The organism is Paraburkholderia sp. GAS199 (assembly GCF_050436585.1).
Classification (GTDB): domain Bacteria; phylum Pseudomonadota; class Gammaproteobacteria; order Burkholderiales; family Burkholderiaceae; genus Paraburkholderia.
Genome location: NZ_JBNDMM010000002.1, coordinates 42407 through 60814 on the forward strand (window position 1 = coordinate 42407; position 18408 = coordinate 60814).

Below are 18408 nucleotides of genomic sequence, written 5' to 3' on the forward strand. Positions count from 1 at the left end.
GCCTGATTCGGTGCAACAGGCCTTCTGACTTATACTGGGTTTTTTCCCAAAAAAGAGCATCTCGCCATGCGTTTCGAAGGCTCATCGCAGTACGTCGCCACGGACGACCTCAAGCTCGCGGTCAACGCCGCGATGACGCTCAAACGCCCGCTGCTCATCAAGGGCGAACCCGGCACGGGCAAAACCATGCTGGCGGAAGAAGTCGCCGCCGCGCTGGGCATGCCGCTGCTGCAATGGCACATCAAGTCCACCACCAAGGCACAGCAGGGTTTATACGAATACGACGCGGTGTCGCGCCTGCGCGATTCGCAACTCGGCGACGAACGCGTCAAGGATATCGGCAACTACATCGTCAAGGGCGTGCTGTGGCAGGCGTTCGAGGCGGACCAGCAAACCGTGCTGCTGATCGACGAAATCGATAAGGCCGACATCGAGTTTCCGAACGACCTGCTGCGCGAACTCGACCGCATGGAGTTCTACGTGTACGAGACGCGCGAACTGGTGCGCGCGAAACATCGGCCGCTCGTCATCATCACGTCGAACAACGAGAAGGAATTGCCGGACGCGTTTTTGCGCCGCTGTTTTTTCCACTACATCAAATTCCCCGACCCGGTGACGATGCAGCAGATCGTCGAGGTTCACTATCCCGGCATCAAGAAGGAACTGCTCGCCGCCGCCATGCAGAGCTTCTTCGAGTTGCGCAACGTGTCGGGCCTGAAGAAGAAACCGTCCACCTCGGAACTGCTCGACTGGCTCAAGCTGCTGCTGGCCGAAGACATTCCGCCCGAAGCGCTGCGCTCGACCGACCAGAAGCAGATCATCCCGCCGCTGCATGGCGCGCTGCTGAAAAACGAGCAGGACGTGAGCCTGTTCGAACGGCTGATCTTCATGAACCGCAACAACCGTTGAGCGCTTTCGCACCGGTCTGCACGGCGTACGCCGCAAAGGACACAGCATGCTGATCGACTTTTTCTATTCGCTGCGCGCCGCCAGACTGCCGGTGTCGGTCAAGGAATACCTGACGCTGCTCGAAGCGCTCAAGGCAAACGTGATCGCGCCGTCGCTGGACGACTTTTATTATCTGGCGCGCATCACGCTGGTCAAGGACGAACAGTATTTCGACAAGTTCGACCAGGCGTTCGGCGCGTATTTCAAGGGCGTCGCGATGGCCTCGGAACTGGCCTTCGACATCCCGCTCGACTGGCTGAAGAAGAAGCTCCAGCGCGATCTCTCGCCGGAGGAAAAGGCGCAGATCGAGGCGATGGGCGGACTCGACAAGCTCATGGAGCGCCTGAAAGAACTGTTCGACGAGCAGAAAGAGCGCCACGAGGGCGGCAGCAAATGGATCGGCACGGGCGGGACGTCGCCGTTCGGCAACGGCGGCTACAACCCGGAAGGCGTGCGCATCGGCGGCGACGCGGGCGGCCAGCGCAGCGCCGTCAAAGTATGGGAAGCGCGCGCCTACCGCGACTACGACGACCAGGTCGAGATCGGCACGCGCAACATCAAGGTGGCATTGCGGCGTCTGCGCCGTTTTGCGCGCGAGGGCGCGGCCGAGGAACTGGACCTGCCCGACACGATCCGCAGCACGGCGGCCAATGCCGGCTGGCTCGACATCCGCATGGTGCCGGAGCGGCACAACAACGTGAAAGTGCTAATGCTGCTCGACGTGGGCGGCTCCATGGACGACCACATCAAGCGCACCGAAGAGCTTTTTTCCGCCGCCAAGGCCGAATTCAAGCATCTGGAGTTCTACTACTTCCACAATTGCGTCTACGATTTCCTGTGGAAGAACAACCGCCGCCGCCACGCCGAGCGCACGCCGACGTGGGACGTCCTGCACAAGTTCACGCCCGACTACAAGCTGATCTTCGTCGGCGACGCCACCATGAGCCCTTACGAAGTGCTTCAACCGGGCGGCTCGGTGGAATACAACAATGCCGAGGCCGGCGCCGTCTGGCTGCGCCGTCTCGCCGACCATTTCCCGCATCACGCCTGGCTCAATCCCGAACCGGAAGGTTTGTGGGCCTACCGCCAGTCGGTCGGCGCGATCCGCGAAGTGCTGGGCCAGCGCATGTACCCGCTCACGCTCGCCGGGCTCGAAACGGCCATGCGTTCGCTGAGCAAGTGAGCTTTCGTCAACCGCCGGCTGCCTGCCTTACCCGTTTCGCGCAATCCGCAGTTTGCAAACCTACTATAAGAACTTTTTTGCATGAGTCCGTCTTCTTCGCCTGATCTGTCGTCTGCCGGCCATCGTATGGGCCCGCTCAAACCGCTCGCCGACACGTCCTTATCCGCCATCGTCGCCGGCTTCGTCGCGATGATGACGGGCTATACCAGCTCGCTCGTCCTGATGTTTCAGGCCGGCCAGGCGGCGCATCTCAGCGATGCGCAGATTTCCTCGTGGATCTGGGCGCTCTCGATCGGCATGGCGGTGTGCACGATCGGCCTGTCGCTGCGCTTTCGCGCGCCGATCGTGATTGCCTGGTCGACGCCGGGCGCGGCGTTGCTGGTGTCGTCGCTGCCGCACGTGGCCTATCCGGAAGCGATCGGCGCGTTCATCGTGTGCGCGGTGCTGCTGACGGTGGTCGGCCTGACCGGCTGGTTCGACACGCTGATGAAAAAAATCCCGGCGGGCATCGCCTCCGCCCTGCTGGTGGGCATCCTGTTCGAGATTGGCATTGAAATTTTCCGCGCCGCGCAGTTCCAGACCGCGCTCGTGCTGACCATGTTCCTCACCTATCTGATCGTCAAACGCCTGGCGCCGCGTTATGCCATCGTCACGACGCTGCTGGTCGGCACGATCGCGGCGGGCGGCCTCGGGCTGCTCGACTTCAGCCACTTTCACGCGGCACTCGCGCATCCCGTCTTCACGATGCCGACGTTCACAGTGGCGGCGAGCGTCAGCATCGGCATTCCGCTGTTCGTCGTAGCGATGGCCTCGCAGAACGTGCCGGGCATCGCCGTGCTGCGCGCCGACGGCTACACCACGCCTTCCGCGCCGCTGATCTCGACCACCGGCATTGCGTCGCTGCTGCTCGCGCCGTTCGGCTCGCACGGCATCAATCTTGCGGCGATCACGGCGGCGATCTGCACGGGTCCCGAAGCGCACGAAAATCACGCGCGGCGCTATACGGCCGCCGTCTGGTGCGGGATTTTCTATCTGATCGCCGGGATTTTCGGCGCGACGATCGCCGCGCTCTTCGCTTCGCTGCCGAAGGCGCTAGTGGTGTCGGTGGCCGCGCTCGCGCTGTTTGGCTCGATCATGAGCGGCCTCGCCAACGCCATGCAGGACGTGAAACAGCGCGAAGCGGCGCTGGTGACTTTCATGGTCACCGCGTCGGGGCTGACGCTGCTGTCCATCGGTTCGGCGTTCTGGGGCCTGGTGGCCGGCGTGCTGACGCAGGTGGTGCTGAACGCGCGGCGTGCCTGACCCGGCTTCGGGCCGACGGAAAATCCGATTCCGCGGATTGCCGACGGCCGATTGAACGGATTGCCAATGGCAAGTGTCAACACTGCATCAGGCGATACGCCATAGAATAGAAGTATCCGGCAGCGTTTCCCGGCACCATGGAGGGGGAACGCTGCAGCGTGACCCGCGGCCACCGGCGCCAGGCTGTTTCTGCGTCCGGCGGCAACCTCATTTCTCCTGAACCACGGCGCAGACGCGCCCTGAAGGCCCGAACATGACAACCGCACTCGAGCAACTCAAGCAATACACCACCGTCGTGGCCGATACCGGCGACTTCCAGCAACTCGCCCAGTACAAGCCGCAGGATGCGACCACCAATCCGTCGCTGATTCTGAAGGCCGTCCAGAAAGACGATTACAAGCCGCTGCTCGAAAAGACCGTCAAGGCGCATGCCTCCAAGCCGGTCGGCGCCATCATCGATCAACTGCTGATCGCCTTCGGCACCGAAATTCTCAAGATCATTCCGGGCCGCGTCTCGACCGAAGTCGACGCCCGCCTGTCGTTCGACACCGAAGCGTCGATCGCCAAGGGCCGCGAGCTGATCGCGCTCTACAAAGACCACGGCATCGGCCGCGAACGCGTGCTGATCAAGCTGGCGTCCACGTGGGAAGGCATCCGCGCGGCTGAAGTGCTGCAAAAGGAAGGCATCCACTGCAACATGACGCTGCTGTTCTCGCTCGCCCAAGCCGCGGCCTGCGCCGAAGCGGGTGCACAACTTATCTCGCCGTTCGTCGGCCGTATTTACGACTGGTACAAGAAGAATGCCGGCAGCGCGTGGGACGAAGCGAAAGACGGCGGCGCCAACGATCCGGGCGTCAAGTCGGTGCGCCGCATCTATGCGTATTACAAGAAGTTCGGCTACAAGACCGAGGTGATGGGCGCGAGCTTCCGCACGCCGGGTCAGATCCTGGAACTGGCCGGCTGCGATCTGCTGACCATCAGCCCGGACCTGCTGCAAAAACTGCAGGACAGCACGGAAAAGGTGGAGCGCAAACTGTCGCCGGATCTCGCGAACGGCGCGGACATCGAACGCGTGCCGGTCGACGAAGCGTCGTTCCGTTTCCTCGTCAACGACGAAGCCATGGCAACCGAAAAGCTCGCTGAAGGCATCCGCGCCTTCGCGGCCGACGCGGTGAAGCTCGAAAAGCTGATCGAAGCACTGCGCTAAAGCGACGCCCGAACGCGCCGGCCATTCGCGGCCGACGCGCCGGCTTACGCGGCCTCCAGCCTGACGGCTCGGGGCCGCGTGTCGTTTACCGATCCGCTTCGCTTCGCGGTTTGGTTACGGGAAGTTGAAAGCCGGATTTGCGGTTCGCTTGCAGGCGCTTTACAGCGGGTTTGCGTGACGGTTTGCAGTCCGCTTGCGGCCCGTTCTGAGGCCCGTTTTGAAGCCCTTTTTACGATTAATTTGCCGCGCGCCTGCAATCCACGCCGCGCCAATCCCGAACCGTTCCGGCACTCGCCGCCCCTACTACAAAACGTCACAAACGCCGCCGCAACGGACGACTACAATCGTCTGCACGCCCGCGGCTTTGCGCCCTCGCACGTTCGTCGTGCGGCGCAGACACATCGCGGCGTGCCCGACCACAGACCCACATTCCGGGAGACGATCATGTACGTTCAGTCCTACGTGTTTTTCAACGGCCGTTGCGAAGAGGCGCTCGATTTCTACACCCAGAAACTCGGTGCGGAGGTCATGATGAAGATGCGTTACAAGGACGCGCCGCCCGACGCGCAGGCCACCATCCGGCCGGGCATCGAAGAAAAGATCATGCACGCCAGCATCAAGCTCGGCTCGACGATCTGGATGGCGTCCGACGGTCACTGCGACCCCGCCGAACCGCCCATGAGCGGCTTCAACATCTCGCTCACGGCCGACTCCACCGAAGCCGCTGAAAAATACTTCAACGCGCTGGCCGAAGGCGGCACCGTCAACCTGCCGTTTCAGCCCACCTTCTGGAGCAAAGGCTTCGGCATGGTGAAGGACCGCTTCGGTCTCGGCTGGATGGTCAGCTCGCCGGAAGAGCAGGCCTAGAGCCACATGTAGCGGCGCCCTCGCCCGCGTCCAGAACCGGAACTAGGTCTTCAGCAAGCTGCGCGAATGGCGCTCGATGTTCCAGTTCGGCTCGGTTTCCAGCAACAGTACGCGCAGGCGGTCCACCTGTTCCGCCAGCCGCTGACCGAGCCAGTACGGGCCTTGCAGATCGGCGGACAAGTCGGGCGCCAGCTGGCAGCTCATCTCGGCAAGCGAGGACGAGGCCGGAATACCGAACTGCGTCGTATGTCCGAAACGCAGACCGCGCGCCATCGCCAGCAGGATGGCGCGCACCGAGCGCACCTGCACCCCGCATTGCTGCGCATACGCGGCACGCGCTACCGCATCCGTGCGCATCAACGGCCCCGTCGCCAGCAACTCGAGCGAACTGAGCACGGCCCGATGCAGGCGCTGGATTTCTTCGAGCTTCGCCTGCGGCACGTCGATCTCCTTGGCCACCGAAGGCATGAGCGAGCGCAATTGCACGAGCTGTTTGTTGATCGCCAGAAAGCGTTTGACCTGCTCGTCTTCGCTGATCGCCTGACCGTCCAGCAGGCCCGTGTAGATGCGCGCGCATTCGCGCAGATTGGCGGCCAGTCCGTAGCGCCACGAATACGTTGCGTGCAGCGGCAAAGCAAATGAAAAAGCCAGTGCGATCACGATACCGATCAGCACGTTCAGCGTGCGCCACAGGCCGACGTCGATCAGGTTGTCGCCGTGACCGGCAACGATGCACATCGTAATGGCCGTGAGCAGGCCGACATAACCGGACGACCCGATCGCGAACCACGCGCATACCGCTGCGGCAATGCACATCAGCGCGTAGGTGAGCGGCAGCGAGCCCGTCAGATTCTGTTCGACGATCAACGCGAGCCCGATCGAGGCGCCGAGCAGCGTGCCGAGCGCGCGTTCCGTCGCTTTCTTGCGGATATTGCCGTGATGCTGCAAGCCGCCGATCACCACCAGCAGCGTGACCGACGACCAGATGCCGTGAGGAATGTCGATGCCGGTCGTGGCGAGAATCGAGACCAGCATGGCGAGGCCGACGCGCAGGCTGTGCAGCACCTTGGCGTGCCGGTAACGGTAGTACGGCGACGTGACCGCGCGCACCATGCGGCTCAAGGCCGAGCGGCGCACGACGTTGCGGCGGACACCGGAATTCGAATCGGTAGAAGCCATAGCGGCTCGACTCTTTGCGTGGGCAGTTCCGCTATCCTGCCCTGGAGTGACCCGCAAACACAAACGCCCACGGATTTTCGTCCGTGGGCGTTGCTTTACGACAATTTCCGGCCGGTGCCGATCGCAGTCGCGATCAGCTTTCCACGACGTCCAGATAGTCTTCCGGACGGGTACGGTCTTCGGCGCGCTGCATGCCGGCCGCGCGGACCAGCAGACTCACCACCACCGACACCACCAGGTTCACGATCAGCGACCATACCGCCGCATAGCCCGGAATGGCCATGCCGAACAGATGGATCGTGAAGATCGAGCCCGCCAGCTTCAGCGAAATCGCCATCCACGTACCGGTTGCAATCCCGACCGCCCAGCCGACCAGCAGGCCGCGGTAGTCGAGCACGCGCGTGTACAGACCGAGCACGATGGCCGGCAACGTCTGGATGATCCAGATACCGCCCAGCAACTGCAACTGGATCGCGTACGTGAGCGGCAGACCGAGAATGAACGCCACGGCGCCGACCTTGACGATCAGCGAGACCAGCTTCGCGACATTGGTCTCCTGCTCGTTCGTCATGTTGCGGTTGACGAACTCCTTGTGGATGTTGCGCGTGTACAGATTCGCGGCCGCGATCGACATGATCGCCGCCGGCACCAGCGCGCCGATACCGATCGCCGCGAACGCCACGCCGACGAACCACGACGGGAAATAATGCAGGAACAAAGCCGGCACCGCGAAGTTCGGACCGAACGCCTTGAAGTACGGCGCGAATTCCGGCATGTCCTTCACGCCCGAAGCCAGGGCCATGAAGCCGAGCAGCGCGAGCAGACCGAGCACCAGCGAATAGGCCGGCAGCATCGCCATATTGCGGCGGATGGTGTTGCCCGACTTCGACGAGAGCACCGCCGTGATCGAGTGCGGGTACAGGAACAGCGCGAGCGCGGAACCCACTGCCAGCGTGGCGTAAGCGCTATAGCCGTTCAGACTCGACACGTCCGGCGCCTTCAACAGCAGCTTGGCGGGCGGCACCACGCTGAAGATGTGCCCGAAGCCACCCAGTTGCGGCGGAATCACGATGATCGCGGCAAAGATGGTGATGTAGATCAGCACGTCTTTGACCACGGCGATCATGGCCGGCGCACGCAAACCCGAGGTGTACGTGTAGGCCGCGAGGATCGCGAACGCGATGATGAGCGGCAGATCGCCCACGAAGCCCTTGGTGTCGAAGCCCAACGCGCCGATCACCACTTCGATCCCGACCAGTTGCAAGGCGATGTACGGCATGGTCGCGACGATGCCGGTCACGGCGATCGCCAGCGCAAGCATGCGGCTGCCATAGCGTGCCGAGACGAAGTCCGCCGATGTCACGTAGCCCTGACGTTTAGCGATGCTCCACAGTTTCGGGAACACCACGAACGCGAACGGATAGATCAGGATCGTGTACGGCAGCGCGAAGAAACCCGTTGCGCCCGCACCGAACACCAGCGCCGGCACGGCGATGAAGGTGTAAGCGGTGTAGAGGTCGCCGCCTAGCAGGAACCAGGTGACGATCGTGCCGAAGCGCCGGCCGCCGAGGCCCCACTCTTCCAGATGCGCGAGATCGCCGCGCCGCCAGTGGGCCGCGATGAAGCCGAGAATCGTGACGCCGATGAAAAACAGAACGAAGACGAAAGTTGCGGTGGCGTTCATTAGCGTGCGCCCCCTTGCGAGCGGCTCGACGTGCCCGAGGAACGGGTCTTGGTCTTGAAGTACACGATCGCCGTGATGATCGCGCTGATCAGCACCCAGAGGAGCTGATACCAGTAGAAGAACGGAAAGTCGAACAGCTGCGGTTCGACCTTGTTATATGACGGCACCCAGATCATCGCGATCCAGGGCAACAACAGCAACCAGAGCCAGTGCTTGCTGGCCTTGTTCGCGTCGGCGTCGTGTGGCATGACGTCTCCTCTTTCCTATTATTGAAATGTTGGCCCGCGGCTCGATGGGTGGTGAACCCTGGGCGGGCGGTCGCCCCGCTTGTGGCTACGGGCGCCCCGAAAGCATCGAAAGAGTATAGGAGCCGCGAACGTGCGGTCAAGCAGGGTGGACCCGAGGCGGCAAGGCGTGTTCGGGCCGAAAACCGGCTGATTTACCGGCCGGGAAAACGCGCTGCGAAAGGCGGAAAAGCGCAGCCCGGATAACGCCGAAGGGACGGCTTATCGGCCGAATGGGCCGGAACGGGCCGAGATGGGCTGTAGTGGGTTAAGCGGATTGGATTGCGCTGGAGCAGGCAATCGTCCGCTGCCCTGGCAAGCGCGGCGCGCTGCGCCGATGCCGGACCGTCGCGTGGCCGCAACGGCAAAGGCCGCATGGTTGCGGATGCACCGCTTTGGGTCGGCGCGGCCATGCCGCCCGACCCTACGGATTCCTGCTAGATCGAGAACGACGCGCCGTTCTGTCCGGTCGACTCCTGCAGACCCTTGATCCACTTGCGCGCCGGCAAGCCGAGTTCGGCTTCGATCAGCTTCGCGCGTGCCTGCATCGCCGCGAACGGCACGTCCAGCGCCGGACCCGAAAAGGCGATCGCGATGCGGTTGCCGTCGTGCACTTCGGGCAAGGCCACCACGCGGCCGTCGAACGCTTCGTTCAGACGCTTCATGTTGCGCACGAAGCTCGGGTGGTCGCCGAACAGGTTCACCGTGACCACGCCGGCGTCGGTCAGACACGCGCGCACTGCGCGGTAGAAACCCACGCTGTCGAGCACCGGACCACGTGCGGTGGCGTCATACACGTCGATCTGCAACGCGCCGATCGTGCCGTGATTGGCGGCGTCGTTGACGAAATCCCAGGCGTCCATTTCATGCACGGTCAGACGCGCGTCGTCGTGCGGCAATTCGAACATCGTGCGCGCGGCGACCACGACAGCCGGGTTCACCTCGACGGCCTCGACCTGCGCGCGCTTCAGAAAGCGATGGGCGAATTTGGTGAGCGCGGCCGCGCCGAGACCGAGTTGCACGATACGCTTCGGCGTTTCGATGAACAGTAGCCACGCCATCATCTGCTGGGCGTATTCGAGTTCGATGTGATCCGGCTTGCGCAGACGCATGGCGCCCTGCACCCATTCCGTGCCGAAATGCAGAAAGCGCACACCGCCCTCTTCGGAGAACGTCACCGGCGCGAAACGCGGCTTGCGCGGCGCTTCGATTTGCGGCGCGTCGTGCAGATCGTCGTCGTGCTGCGAACGCTTTTTAGTGCGTACGGCCTTCTGTTTTTGCGCGTGTCGATCCGATGCGCCGCGCTCGGCGTCGGCGTCACGATGGCGGAAAGCGCGGGCTTCCGCCGACGCGCGCTTGATCAGTTTCGTCATGTCAGGATGTCGCGCCAGAGACGCAATTTTTGGTCGAACGAGAGCATAGCATTCGCCGGACTCGACGAAGGCAGCACGAGGGTTGCGTAGCCCGCCTCGCCGATCACCGGCGCGAAGCGGCCCGCGGTCTTGCCGTTGAAGCAGACTTTGGCGAGCTTCGGCGCGTGGGCGCGCAACGAAGCGAAATCGTTGGGACTGGCGTTGCGGATCGCCGCGTCGAGACTGCCTTCGCGTTCGCACGCGGCCAGCACGTCCCACACGCCGATTCCGTGCGCGAGCAGACGCCGCAAGCGCTCTTCGTAGGGCTGGTCGGCGAGCGGTTCGTCGAGCACGGCGCCGAGCAGACGCCAGAACTGGTTGCGCGGATGGGCGTAGTACTGCGTCGCCGCGAGCGACGCTTCGCCGGGAAAGCTGCCGAGAATCAGCGTGTGCGTATCCGCCGCCACGACAGGAGGAAAGCCGCGCAGCATCAGCGCTTCTCCCCTGAATCGGAATCCGGATTCGGCTCGCGTTTGCCGGCGCGCGCGGCGTTGCTTTCTGCGGACGAAGCACCGGACGCTGCATGCGCGCGCGACACCGTATGCCCGATCGACCTTCCATGCTCGTGCGAATGACTGCGCGACGACGTCTGCGTCGATGGCGCAGCCCGTTCACGCGCCGATGCGCTTTGCGCCGTTGCCGAAGCCGTCGCCGAATTCGAAGCCAGATGCGTCCACAGTGCCGGCAGCATGCACTCGGTCACCATCAGCGGGGCGCCGTGCCGCTCGAACACCGAGCGCCGGGCAAGCAAAGCATGCGGCGGCGCGCCATCCATGTCGCGAGCGGCCAGCCGGAACAGCGCATGGCGCGCCGTCAATCGCCGGCTCACCAATGCCGAACGCGCGACGCTGCTATCGCTGTACAGCAATTCCGCGAGCGGGCGCGTGCGCAAACGCCGTGTGGCTTGCCAGACGCCCGCGCTCGCGGCAAGCGGCACGACGCTATGCGCTGCGACGAACGGCACGCCATCCACCGACAGCACCACTTCCCGCACCCAGACCGGCGCACGCGGCGCGAGTCCCAATGCGGCGTGTTCGTCGGACCACGGCATGGCGACCGCTTCGCGCGTCACGCGCACGGCCACCGCGCCGAGCGCGCGCAGATGCGCGGTCAACGAACCGCCACGGGTCAACCAGTCTTTCTGAGCGGCGCTGAGGCCGGCGAGGGGCACGACGCGCCAGTGGGCGTCGGCGGCATCGAAACGAATAGGCATGGTGTCGGATTATAGCGGCGCACCCGTCAGATCATTTCCAGGCGTGCACGCTTTCGGAGTGCTCCGATTCTCCTCTTACGTCGACGCGAGATACAACCGCCAGGCATGACCAGGTCGACGGCGTGCGCTGCAAAAAGCAGCCGCGCCGTGGAGTCGAATATTCAAGGAGAAAAAGAAGACATGAGAAAGTTTCTGAGCTTAACGGTGTGCGCGGTGTCGGTTCTATTGACTACGGGTTGCGCAGCCCCGCTCGATCGCGACAAGGAAGTCGCGCTGAACAAAGCGGTCGGCATCGAGGTCGCGACGCTTCCCGGCGGCGTAGCCGTCAAACTTCCTGAAGCCGCATTATTCGAGTTCGATCATTCGGACGTGCGCGGCAACGCGGGCGCGGTGCTCGACCGCTCGGTGGTCCTGCTCAAGCGCTCGCGCAAACCCATCGTGGTCGAAGGTCATACGGACAACGTCGGCACGCTCGAATACAACCAGAAGCTCTCCGACGACCGCGCGACGGCGGTCGGCTATGCCCTCGTCGCGCGCGGCGTGGCACAGGAGCGGATTCGCACCAAGGGCGACGCGTTCAACCATCCCGTGGCGAGCAACGACACGCCGGAAGGCCGCGCCTTGAACCGGCGCACGGAGATTTTCGTGCGCGGCGAAACGATGGATACCTTGATGGGCCGCAAGTAAGCCTGTCTTTCCTTACCGCCGGAATGCAAAACGCCCGCATCTTGCGGGCGTTTTGCTATTCGGGATCGAGGTTGGCCTCAAGCCGTTGACGTATCGGATAGCGTGGTGGTCAGCACGGCGATGCGCGCGGCCACGCGTTCCGCGACCTCCTGCCAGGCGCCCGGTCGAGGCTGCCGGAACAGTTCCACCGAGTCGTACCACGGCTGCGTCTCCTCGTTGCCCCACGACCAGTGCGACACGTGATCGAGCATCGCCAGCACCGGACGTCCGAGCGCGCCGCCCAGATGCAGCGGCGCGCTGTCGATCGTGACGAGCGCATCGAGCGCGGCGAGATGCGCGGCGGCATCGTCGAAGCCTTGCGTGTAGCGAGCGGTGTGGTCGTCGAGGCGATAGCCGCGTGCCGCTAACGCGGCCGCGTCGGCGGCGCGGCCCGGCGTCAATGGATGAAACACGACGTTCGGCAGCGCCAGGATCGGTTCGAGCGCGTCGAGCGGAATGGAACGTTTCGCATCGCGCCGATGCGTCGGGTTGCCGGACCAGACGAGTCCAATATGCCGCATTCCCGCGCCAGCGGATGCATCGAGCCGATCACGCCAGACTGCCATTTTCGCGGCGTCCACACGCAGATAGGACGCACCGCGCACCCGCTCCGGTTGCAGATGAAGCACGGCCGGCAGGCTCATCATCGGCAGCGCATAGTGCGGCGTGCCGAGCGGGCCGTCTTCGATCGACACGCAATCGGCGTAGTAACGCGCGAAGAGCGGCTGCAGCGGGCGGCGCACGGCGAGCAGCAGCCGGCCGCCTTCGTCGCGCACGCGCGCGGCCAGTTCGGGCACGAAGCGCACCATCTGGATATCGTCCCCATTGCCCTGTTCGCTGTGGACGACCAGCGTCTTGCCGCCGAGCGGCTCGCCGCGCCAGCGTGGACACGCGCGCTGCATGAGCGGCACCACGTTGTTCGGCTCGCGATCCGCGCGCGCGAGACGTGCCTCGAAGCGCGACCATCCCGTCGACCACGCGCCGCGCCGCAACTCCAGGTCGGCGAGATCGACCGACACTTCCACCGCCGACGGATCGACGGCCAGCGCGGCATGCAACGCCGCCTCGCCCTCTTCGTAACGCGCCTGCTCGACGAGATACATGCCGATGGCGCCGAGCACGTCCACGTTGCCGGGCGCGGCGGAGTCCGCGGCGCGCATGGTGGCTTCGGCGGCCGCCGCGTCGTTACGCTGCCACTGTGCATGACTGAGTTGCCAGGCAATTTCCGCGTCTGCGGGATGATGCGCGAGCGTCTCTCGGCAGACGCGTTCGACCGCCGGCCAGTCGCGACGCTCGCGCAACGCAAGCACCAGTTGCAAGGGCAACGCTGGATGAACCGCGCGATCGAGCGCATACGCGCGAAAGAGAGCGGCAAGGCGCTCGTCGCTTACACCCGCCTGCGTTTGTGTTTGCGACGCAAGCACGACCGCCAGCCACCACGGTGCGCGTGCATCCTGCGGCGCGCGCTGCTCGTAGGCGCGCAACATGTGCGCAGCCGCTGCGTGCGCGAGGCAGCGATCGCTCAGCCAGACGATCCATTCGAGCGTCGCGGCAGACGATTGCAACGCCACCGCCGCCTCGCTGTTGCGGCGCGCTGCGTCGATGTCGCCGAGTGCGTCGGCAAACAGCGCGAGCCGTGCATGGCGCGCGCCGTTATCGTGTTGCGCCGAGGTGTGCGCCGGCATCAGCGTCTGTGATGCGCTGTGATAGGCCGCTTCGAAGCGCCCCGCGCTTGCACACACATCGGCATGCAATTGCGGCGTCGCGCCGCGCCCGACGAGTTCGACGGCACGCTGGACAGCCGCATCGACACCCTGCTCGCGCAAAGTGGACCATAAGGAATAGAGCGGTTCAGCGAGTTGCGTGGGAAAAGAATCTGACATGGGAATACATGGATGTTGATTGCAACGGAATTCGCGCAGCGAGCTTAAGAATTCGCGCAGCGAGCTTAATTTTCAGCTCGTCTGAATACGCAAACGCAGACTTTAAGAATCGGCACTGACGAGGCTTATGAATAACGAAATAAACCTTTAATTGTCCGAATCTGGTTCGCGCGAGAATAGGACGAATAGTCGATTTTTAATCTCATAAAGCAATCTCAATTTATGGTCGTTGAAGATTTTTAATTAGTTAACCATAATGATTTTTCAGGCGATTTTCAATGCGACACGACTTCGTCTGAATCAACAATAACATCAAGGAGTAAAGGCTTGAGTTCTACGAATCCCAAAGAAACATCCGACCGCATCGCGCATCTGGCGGCCGTCGTTCTGCGTCGTCCGGGCGTGCTGCATCAGGAAAAGGAACTGGCCGGCTCGGCGCTGGCACAGCATCACACCGCCAAGCAAACCAGCCCGGTCATCGCCAGTCTCGCCGCAAGCGTGCTGGCCAGTCATCACTCGTGCCTGGAAGCCAAGGAACTCGCCGGGTCCGTGCTTTCGCAAGTGCGTCTTCTGCACGGTCATTCGCCGGCCGCCTGAGCAACGCCAGGCGCCTCGTTGCGCGTCGAGTAATCTGACTCGAAACGTGTAGGCGAAAAAAAAGCGCTGCCGAGGCAGCGCTTTTCAAAGTTCAACACATGTTCAAAGCATGTTCAACGCACGCTCAGCTTGCGCGCGCCAGCAACAATGCGTTGGTGCGCTTCACGAAGCTCGCCGGATCTTCCAGCGAACCGCCTTCTGCGAGCAAGGCCTGATCGAACAGCAGATGGCACCAGTCGTCGAAATTCGCGCTGTCCGTGTGCAAGCCCTTCACCAGTGCGTGCTCCGGATTCACTTCGAGAATCGGGTTGAACGAAGGCGCGTCCTGACCCGCCGCCTTCAGCATACGCTGCAGATAGCCGCTCATTTCGCCGTCGTCGGCCACGAGACACGAAGGCGAGTCGGTCAGACGGAAGGTCAGGCGCACGTCTTTCGCCTTGTCCTTTAATGCGTCTTTCATCTTCTCGACGAGCGGCTTCAGTTCTTCGCTCACCTTCTCCTGCGCCTGCTTCTCTTCGTCGTTCAGCGCGCCCAGATCGAGGTCGCCGCGTGCCACGCTTTGCAGCGGCTTGCCGTCGAATTCAGTGAGGAACGACAGCATCCATTCGTCGACGCGATCGGTCAGCAGCAGCACTTCCACGCCCTTCTTGCGGAACACTTCCAGATGCGGGCTGTGGGTGGCGGCTTGCCAGGTGTCGGCCGTCACGTAATAGATCTTGCTTTGCTCGGGCTTCATGCGCGACACGTAATCGGCGAGCGAAACCGTCTGCTCGGCCGTGTCCGTATGCGTCGACGCAAAGCGCACCAGCTTCGCAATACGCTCGCGATTGGCGAAGTCTTCGCCCACGCCTTCCTTCAGCACCTGACCGAATTCCTTCCAGAAGCCGGCGTACTTTTCCTTGTCGGCGTCGTTCTCGGAGTTGGCCAATTCTTCCAGCATGGACAGCGAACGCTTGGTCACGCCTTCGCGGATCGCCTTCACGTCACGGCTTTCCTGCAGGATTTCGCGCGACACGTTGAGCGGCAGATCCGCCGAATCGACCACGCCCTTCACGAAACGCAGATACACGGGCAGCAGTTGCTCCGCGTCGTCCATGATGAACACGCGCTTGACGTACAGCTTCAGGCCGCCACGATGATCGCGGTTGAACAGGTCGAACGGCGCGTGAGCCGGCACGTACAGCAGTTGCGTATATTCGCTGCGGCCTTCTACGCGGTTATGCGTCCACGTGAGCGGGTCCTGATGATCGTGCGAAAGATGCTGGTAGAACTGCTTGTATTGCTCGTCGGTAATGTCGTTCTTCGAGCGGGTCCAGAGCGCGCTGGCCTGATTGACGGTCTCGTCTTCGTCCTTCGTGACCATCTCGCCTTTCTCGGCGTCCCACTCTTCCTTCGCCATCAGGATCGGCAACGCCACGTGATCCGAGTACTTCTGGATGATGGCTTTCAGACGTTGCGCCGACAGCAGATCGTCTTCGTCCGCGCGCAGATGCAGCGTGATGGTCGTGCCACGCGCGGCGCGCTCGATCGTCTCGACCGCGAAATCGCCTTCGCCCGCGCTTTCCCAGCGCACGCCTTCCGACGCCGGCAGACCGGCGCGGCGCGTTTCGACCGTGATTCTGTCAGCGACGATGAAGCCGGAATAGAAGCCCACGCCGAACTGGCCGATCAGCGCGGCATCTTTCTGCTGGTCGCCGGAGAGCTTGCCGAAGAATTCCTTGGTGCCCGAACGCGCGATCGTGCCGAGGTTGGAGACCGCTTCGTCACGGCTCATGCCGATGCCGTTGTCGTCGAGCGTGATGGTGCGCGCGGCTTTGTCGAACGACACACGAATGCGCAGATTCGGATCGTTTTCGTACAGCGCGCTGTTTTCGATGGCTTCGAAGCGCAGCTTGTCGGCCGCGTCGGACGCGTTCGAAATCAGCTCGCGCAGAAAAATTTCCTTGTTGCTGTACAGCGAGTGAATCATCAGGTGCAGAAGCTGTTTCACTTCTGCCTGAAAGCTCATGGTTTCTTGTGCCATGGTCAGACTTCCTCTTTCGTTGCGAATGTATTGCGAATGGGATTCAGGCCGGGCGCGGCACGACTGCGAATCAGCCAGCACGCCCACGCACGCGGCCGGCGAGACCGCGGATCGTCAATTTACATTGGGACGATGCGGCCCGGTTTCAAGAGGCGCGCCGCTCGACGCTGTCCAGATAGCGGCACAGAAAGCTCGCCAGTTCCGGATCGCCGCAATTGGTGATGTTAAAGCGCATCCACGTCGTGGGCGACTGCTGCGGCGAAAACAGGCTGCCCGGCGTCAGCAGAAAACCGTCCTCGTGACCGGCGGCGGCCAGCGCGTCGGCGTCGACGCCGGTGTCGGCCCACAGGAACATGCCGGCGGCGGGCGTCAGGAACAGCTTCATGCCGGTCTTCTCCAGCATCCGCACGGACTTTTCGCGCACGCCGTCCAGACGCGCGCGCAGCCGCTCGACATGCCGCCGGTAGTGACCTTCGGTGAGAATCTTGTAGAGCACGCGCTCGTTCAGTTCAGGGCTGGTCATGCCGACCAGCATCTTCTGGTCGGCTACCGCCGTGGCCACTTCCGGTGCGCAGGCAATGAAGCCGACGCGCAGATTCGGCGCGAGCGTCTTTGAAAAGCTGCCGAGGTAAATCACGCGGCGCAACTGGTCGAGGCTCGCGAGCCGCGTGCCGGGATAGCTCGGCGGGCACAGATCGCCGTAAATATCGTCTTCGACGACGATGAAATCGTAGGCCTCCGCCAGCCGCAGAATACGGAACGCCTGGGCGGCCGTGAGCGAGGTGCCGGTGGGGTTTTGCAGCACCGAGTTGATCACCAGCATTTTCGGGCGCCAGGTTTGCACGAGCGATTCGAGCGCGTCGAGATCGGGCCCGTCGGGCGTATAAGGCATGCCGACCAGCCGCGCGCCCTGCGAAGCGAAGCGTCCGAACATCTGGAACCAGGCCGGGTCGCCCACGATCACCGCGTCACCCGGCTTCACGTAGATGCGCGAAATCAGGTCGATTGCCTGCGTGATGCCGGAGACCATCACGATCTGATCGGGCGCGACGCCAATCTCCAGTTCCTCCAGGCGCGTTTGCAACTGCTGGCGCAGCGGCAGAAAACCCTGCGGCGAGCCGATTCCCAGCATCTGCGCGCCGGATTGCCGGCCGAGCGTACGCAACGCGTTGGTGATGAGGTCGCCGTCGAGCCAGCGCGCCGGCAGATAGCCCAAACCCGGGCTGCGTTCGGGACGCGCGCCAGTATGCAGCATGTTGCGCAGCAGCCAGACCACGTCGATGGTGGCCGGCGCGGGCGCGGCGGCCACGGCCGGATTTGCCTCCACAGGCGCGGCGCCCGCCAGCCGTTCGCGCACATAAAAACCCGAGCCGCGCCGCGATTCGAGAAAGCCTTGCGCCACCAGCCGCTCGTACGCTTCGACCACCGTGAAACGCGACACGCCTTTGTCGAGCGCGAGCTTGCGGATCGACGGCATGCGCATGCCGGGCCGGAACACGCGCTCTTCGATACGCCGCCGCGCCCATTGAACGAGCTGCTCCACCAGCGTCAGCGACGCGGTGTCGTGCGGGGCGGGAATCTGGGCAAGCGTGACTGACATAAGCGGCTCCAACTGTACCGAACAGTATCGAAACGATTGTACCGTTACTGTGCAGGTCGGCGTCGTTACATTTGAGTCATATCCGAGATAAGCAAGGACTGAAAAAGGCGCGGCGGCAAGCGTGGCGCGGCTTGCCGGAGCCAGCACGAAACCGCGCGGCGGCGGGCACGTTGTGCACCGGTCCTCGCCCGCCGGTCCGGCAAACGGTTATGCTTATGGCCCCGGCAGCGCGGCCGCCTGGCGAACACCTGTTTTTCCGGATTCGCACCGGCCGCCGCAGCAACCGTCTTTCCGATCCGC

General features: G+C 63.3%; 16 protein-coding genes. 7 read left to right on the top strand and 9 right to left on the bottom strand.

All coding sequences use genetic code 11. The annotated features are described in order from the left end of the window. Positions 1–66 precede the first annotated feature (66 nt). From P3T18_RS06325 to P3T18_RS06345, 5 genes are all read left to right on the top strand, one after another. Positions 67–909, top strand: coding sequence for an AAA family ATPase (locus P3T18_RS06325; protein WP_429299086.1), 843 nt, complete (start codon positions 67–69; stop codon positions 907–909). Between the two features lie 46 nt (positions 910–955). Continuing rightward, positions 956–2131: a vWA domain-containing protein gene (locus P3T18_RS06330; RefSeq protein WP_429299087.1), complete on the top strand. Its 1176-nt coding sequence runs from the start codon at positions 956–958 to the stop codon at positions 2129–2131. A 126-nt stretch (positions 2132–2257) separates the two neighbouring features. Beyond that, positions 2258–3433: a benzoate/H(+) symporter BenE family transporter gene (locus tag P3T18_RS06335; RefSeq protein ID WP_429300052.1), complete on the top strand. Its 1176-nt coding sequence runs from the start codon at positions 2258–2260 to the stop codon at positions 3431–3433. A gap of 253 nt (positions 3434–3686) precedes the next feature. Next, positions 3687–4640, top strand: coding sequence for a transaldolase (tal, locus tag P3T18_RS06340; protein WP_429299088.1), 954 nt, complete (start codon positions 3687–3689; stop codon positions 4638–4640). Positions 4641–5084: 444 nt separating this feature from the next. Further along, positions 5085–5507, top strand: a complete 423-nt coding sequence (locus tag P3T18_RS06345; protein WP_429300053.1) for a VOC family protein — start codon at positions 5085–5087, stop codon at positions 5505–5507. 42 nt (positions 5508–5549) lie between these two features. On the opposite strand, the gene P3T18_RS06350 is transcribed toward P3T18_RS06345, so the two are convergent. The 6 genes from P3T18_RS06350 to P3T18_RS06375 form a co-directional block, all read right to left on the bottom strand. Continuing rightward, positions 5550–6686, bottom strand: coding sequence for an FUSC family protein (locus P3T18_RS06350; RefSeq protein WP_429299089.1), 1137 nt, complete (start codon positions 6684–6686; stop codon positions 5550–5552). Between the two features lie 133 nt (positions 6687–6819). Beyond that, on the bottom strand, positions 6820–8370 hold the full coding sequence (gene mctP / locus P3T18_RS06355; protein ID WP_429299090.1) for a monocarboxylate uptake permease MctP: 1551 nt from the start codon (positions 8368–8370) through the stop codon (positions 6820–6822). Continuing rightward, the gene (locus P3T18_RS06360) at positions 8370–8618 is read right to left on the bottom strand and encodes a DUF3311 domain-containing protein (RefSeq protein WP_429299091.1); all 249 of its coding nucleotides are present in this window, start codon (positions 8616–8618) and stop codon (positions 8370–8372) included. The genes mctP and P3T18_RS06360 overlap by 1 nt, the downstream gene beginning before the upstream one ends. A gap of 473 nt (positions 8619–9091) precedes the next feature. Beyond that, complete coding sequence (locus P3T18_RS06365) at positions 9092–10027, bottom strand: spermidine synthase (RefSeq protein ID WP_429299092.1); 936 nt, start codon at positions 10025–10027, stop codon at positions 9092–9094. Further along, entirely contained in the window at positions 10024–10497 is a 474-nt protein-coding gene (locus P3T18_RS06370; protein WP_429299093.1) for a DNA-deoxyinosine glycosylase, read from the bottom strand. Before P3T18_RS06370 ends, P3T18_RS06365 begins: the two co-directional genes overlap by 4 nt. Then, complete coding sequence (locus P3T18_RS06375) at positions 10497–11279, bottom strand: chorismate--pyruvate lyase family protein (protein WP_429299094.1); 783 nt, start codon at positions 11277–11279, stop codon at positions 10497–10499. The genes P3T18_RS06370 and P3T18_RS06375 overlap by 1 nt, the downstream gene beginning before the upstream one ends. Before the next feature lie 180 nt (positions 11280–11459). Between P3T18_RS06375 and P3T18_RS06380 the strand changes: the two genes are divergently transcribed. Further along, positions 11460–11966, top strand: a complete 507-nt coding sequence (locus tag P3T18_RS06380; RefSeq protein WP_429299095.1) for an OmpA family protein — start codon at positions 11460–11462, stop codon at positions 11964–11966. Between the two features lie 77 nt (positions 11967–12043). Here P3T18_RS06380 and P3T18_RS06385 read toward each other — a convergent pair whose 3' ends face one another. Beyond that, entirely contained in the window at positions 12044–13888 is a 1845-nt protein-coding gene (locus P3T18_RS06385) for a glycosyltransferase family 9 protein (protein WP_429299096.1), read from the bottom strand. A 327-nt stretch (positions 13889–14215) separates the two neighbouring features. Between P3T18_RS06385 and P3T18_RS06390 the strand changes: the two genes are divergently transcribed. Beyond that, positions 14216–14485, top strand: coding sequence for a hypothetical protein (locus P3T18_RS06390; RefSeq protein WP_429299097.1), 270 nt, complete (start codon positions 14216–14218; stop codon positions 14483–14485). Between the two features lie 124 nt (positions 14486–14609). Here the strand turns inward: P3T18_RS06390 and htpG are convergent, their stop codons facing one another. Both htpG and P3T18_RS06400 read right to left on the bottom strand, forming a co-directional pair. Beyond that, a complete protein-coding gene (htpG, locus tag P3T18_RS06395; RefSeq protein WP_429299098.1) occupies positions 14610–16508 on the bottom strand; it encodes a molecular chaperone HtpG in 1899 nt (632 codons plus the stop codon). Between the two features lie 145 nt (positions 16509–16653). Next, complete coding sequence (locus tag P3T18_RS06400; protein WP_429299099.1) at positions 16654–18108, bottom strand: PLP-dependent aminotransferase family protein; 1455 nt, start codon at positions 18106–18108, stop codon at positions 16654–16656. Positions 18109–18408 lie beyond the last annotated feature (300 nt).

Coding starts and splice junctions, on each gene's coding strand:
- P3T18_RS06325 (WP_429299086.1), top strand. CDS start 67: ATGCGTTTCGAAGGCTCATCGCAGTACGTCGCCACGGACGACCTCAAG.
- P3T18_RS06330 (WP_429299087.1), top strand. CDS start 956: ATGCTGATCGACTTTTTCTATTCGCTGCGCGCCGCCAGACTGCCGGTG.
- P3T18_RS06335 (WP_429300052.1), top strand. CDS start 2,258: ATGGGCCCGCTCAAACCGCTCGCCGACACGTCCTTATCCGCCATCGTC.
- tal (WP_429299088.1), top strand. CDS start 3,687: ATGACAACCGCACTCGAGCAACTCAAGCAATACACCACCGTCGTGGCC.
- P3T18_RS06345 (WP_429300053.1), top strand. CDS start 5,085: ATGTACGTTCAGTCCTACGTGTTTTTCAACGGCCGTTGCGAAGAGGCG.
- P3T18_RS06350 (WP_429299089.1), bottom strand. CDS start 6,686: ATGGCTTCTACCGATTCGAATTCCGGTGTCCGCCGCAACGTCGTGCGC.
- mctP (WP_429299090.1), bottom strand. CDS start 8,370: ATGAACGCCACCGCAACTTTCGTCTTCGTTCTGTTTTTCATCGGCGTC.
- P3T18_RS06360 (WP_429299091.1), bottom strand. CDS start 8,618: ATGCCACACGACGCCGACGCGAACAAGGCCAGCAAGCACTGGCTCTGG.
- P3T18_RS06365 (WP_429299092.1), bottom strand. CDS start 10,027: ATGACGAAACTGATCAAGCGCGCGTCGGCGGAAGCCCGCGCTTTCCGC.
- P3T18_RS06370 (WP_429299093.1), bottom strand. CDS start 10,497: ATGCTGCGCGGCTTTCCTCCTGTCGTGGCGGCGGATACGCACACGCTG.
- P3T18_RS06375 (WP_429299094.1), bottom strand. CDS start 11,279: ATGCCTATTCGTTTCGATGCCGCCGACGCCCACTGGCGCGTCGTGCCC.
- P3T18_RS06380 (WP_429299095.1), top strand. CDS start 11,460: ATGAGAAAGTTTCTGAGCTTAACGGTGTGCGCGGTGTCGGTTCTATTG.
- P3T18_RS06385 (WP_429299096.1), bottom strand. CDS start 13,888: ATGTCAGATTCTTTTCCCACGCAACTCGCTGAACCGCTCTATTCCTTA.
- htpG (WP_429299098.1), bottom strand. CDS start 16,508: ATGGCACAAGAAACCATGAGCTTTCAGGCAGAAGTGAAACAGCTTCTG.
- P3T18_RS06400 (WP_429299099.1), bottom strand. CDS start 18,108: ATGTCAGTCACGCTTGCCCAGATTCCCGCCCCGCACGACACCGCGTCG.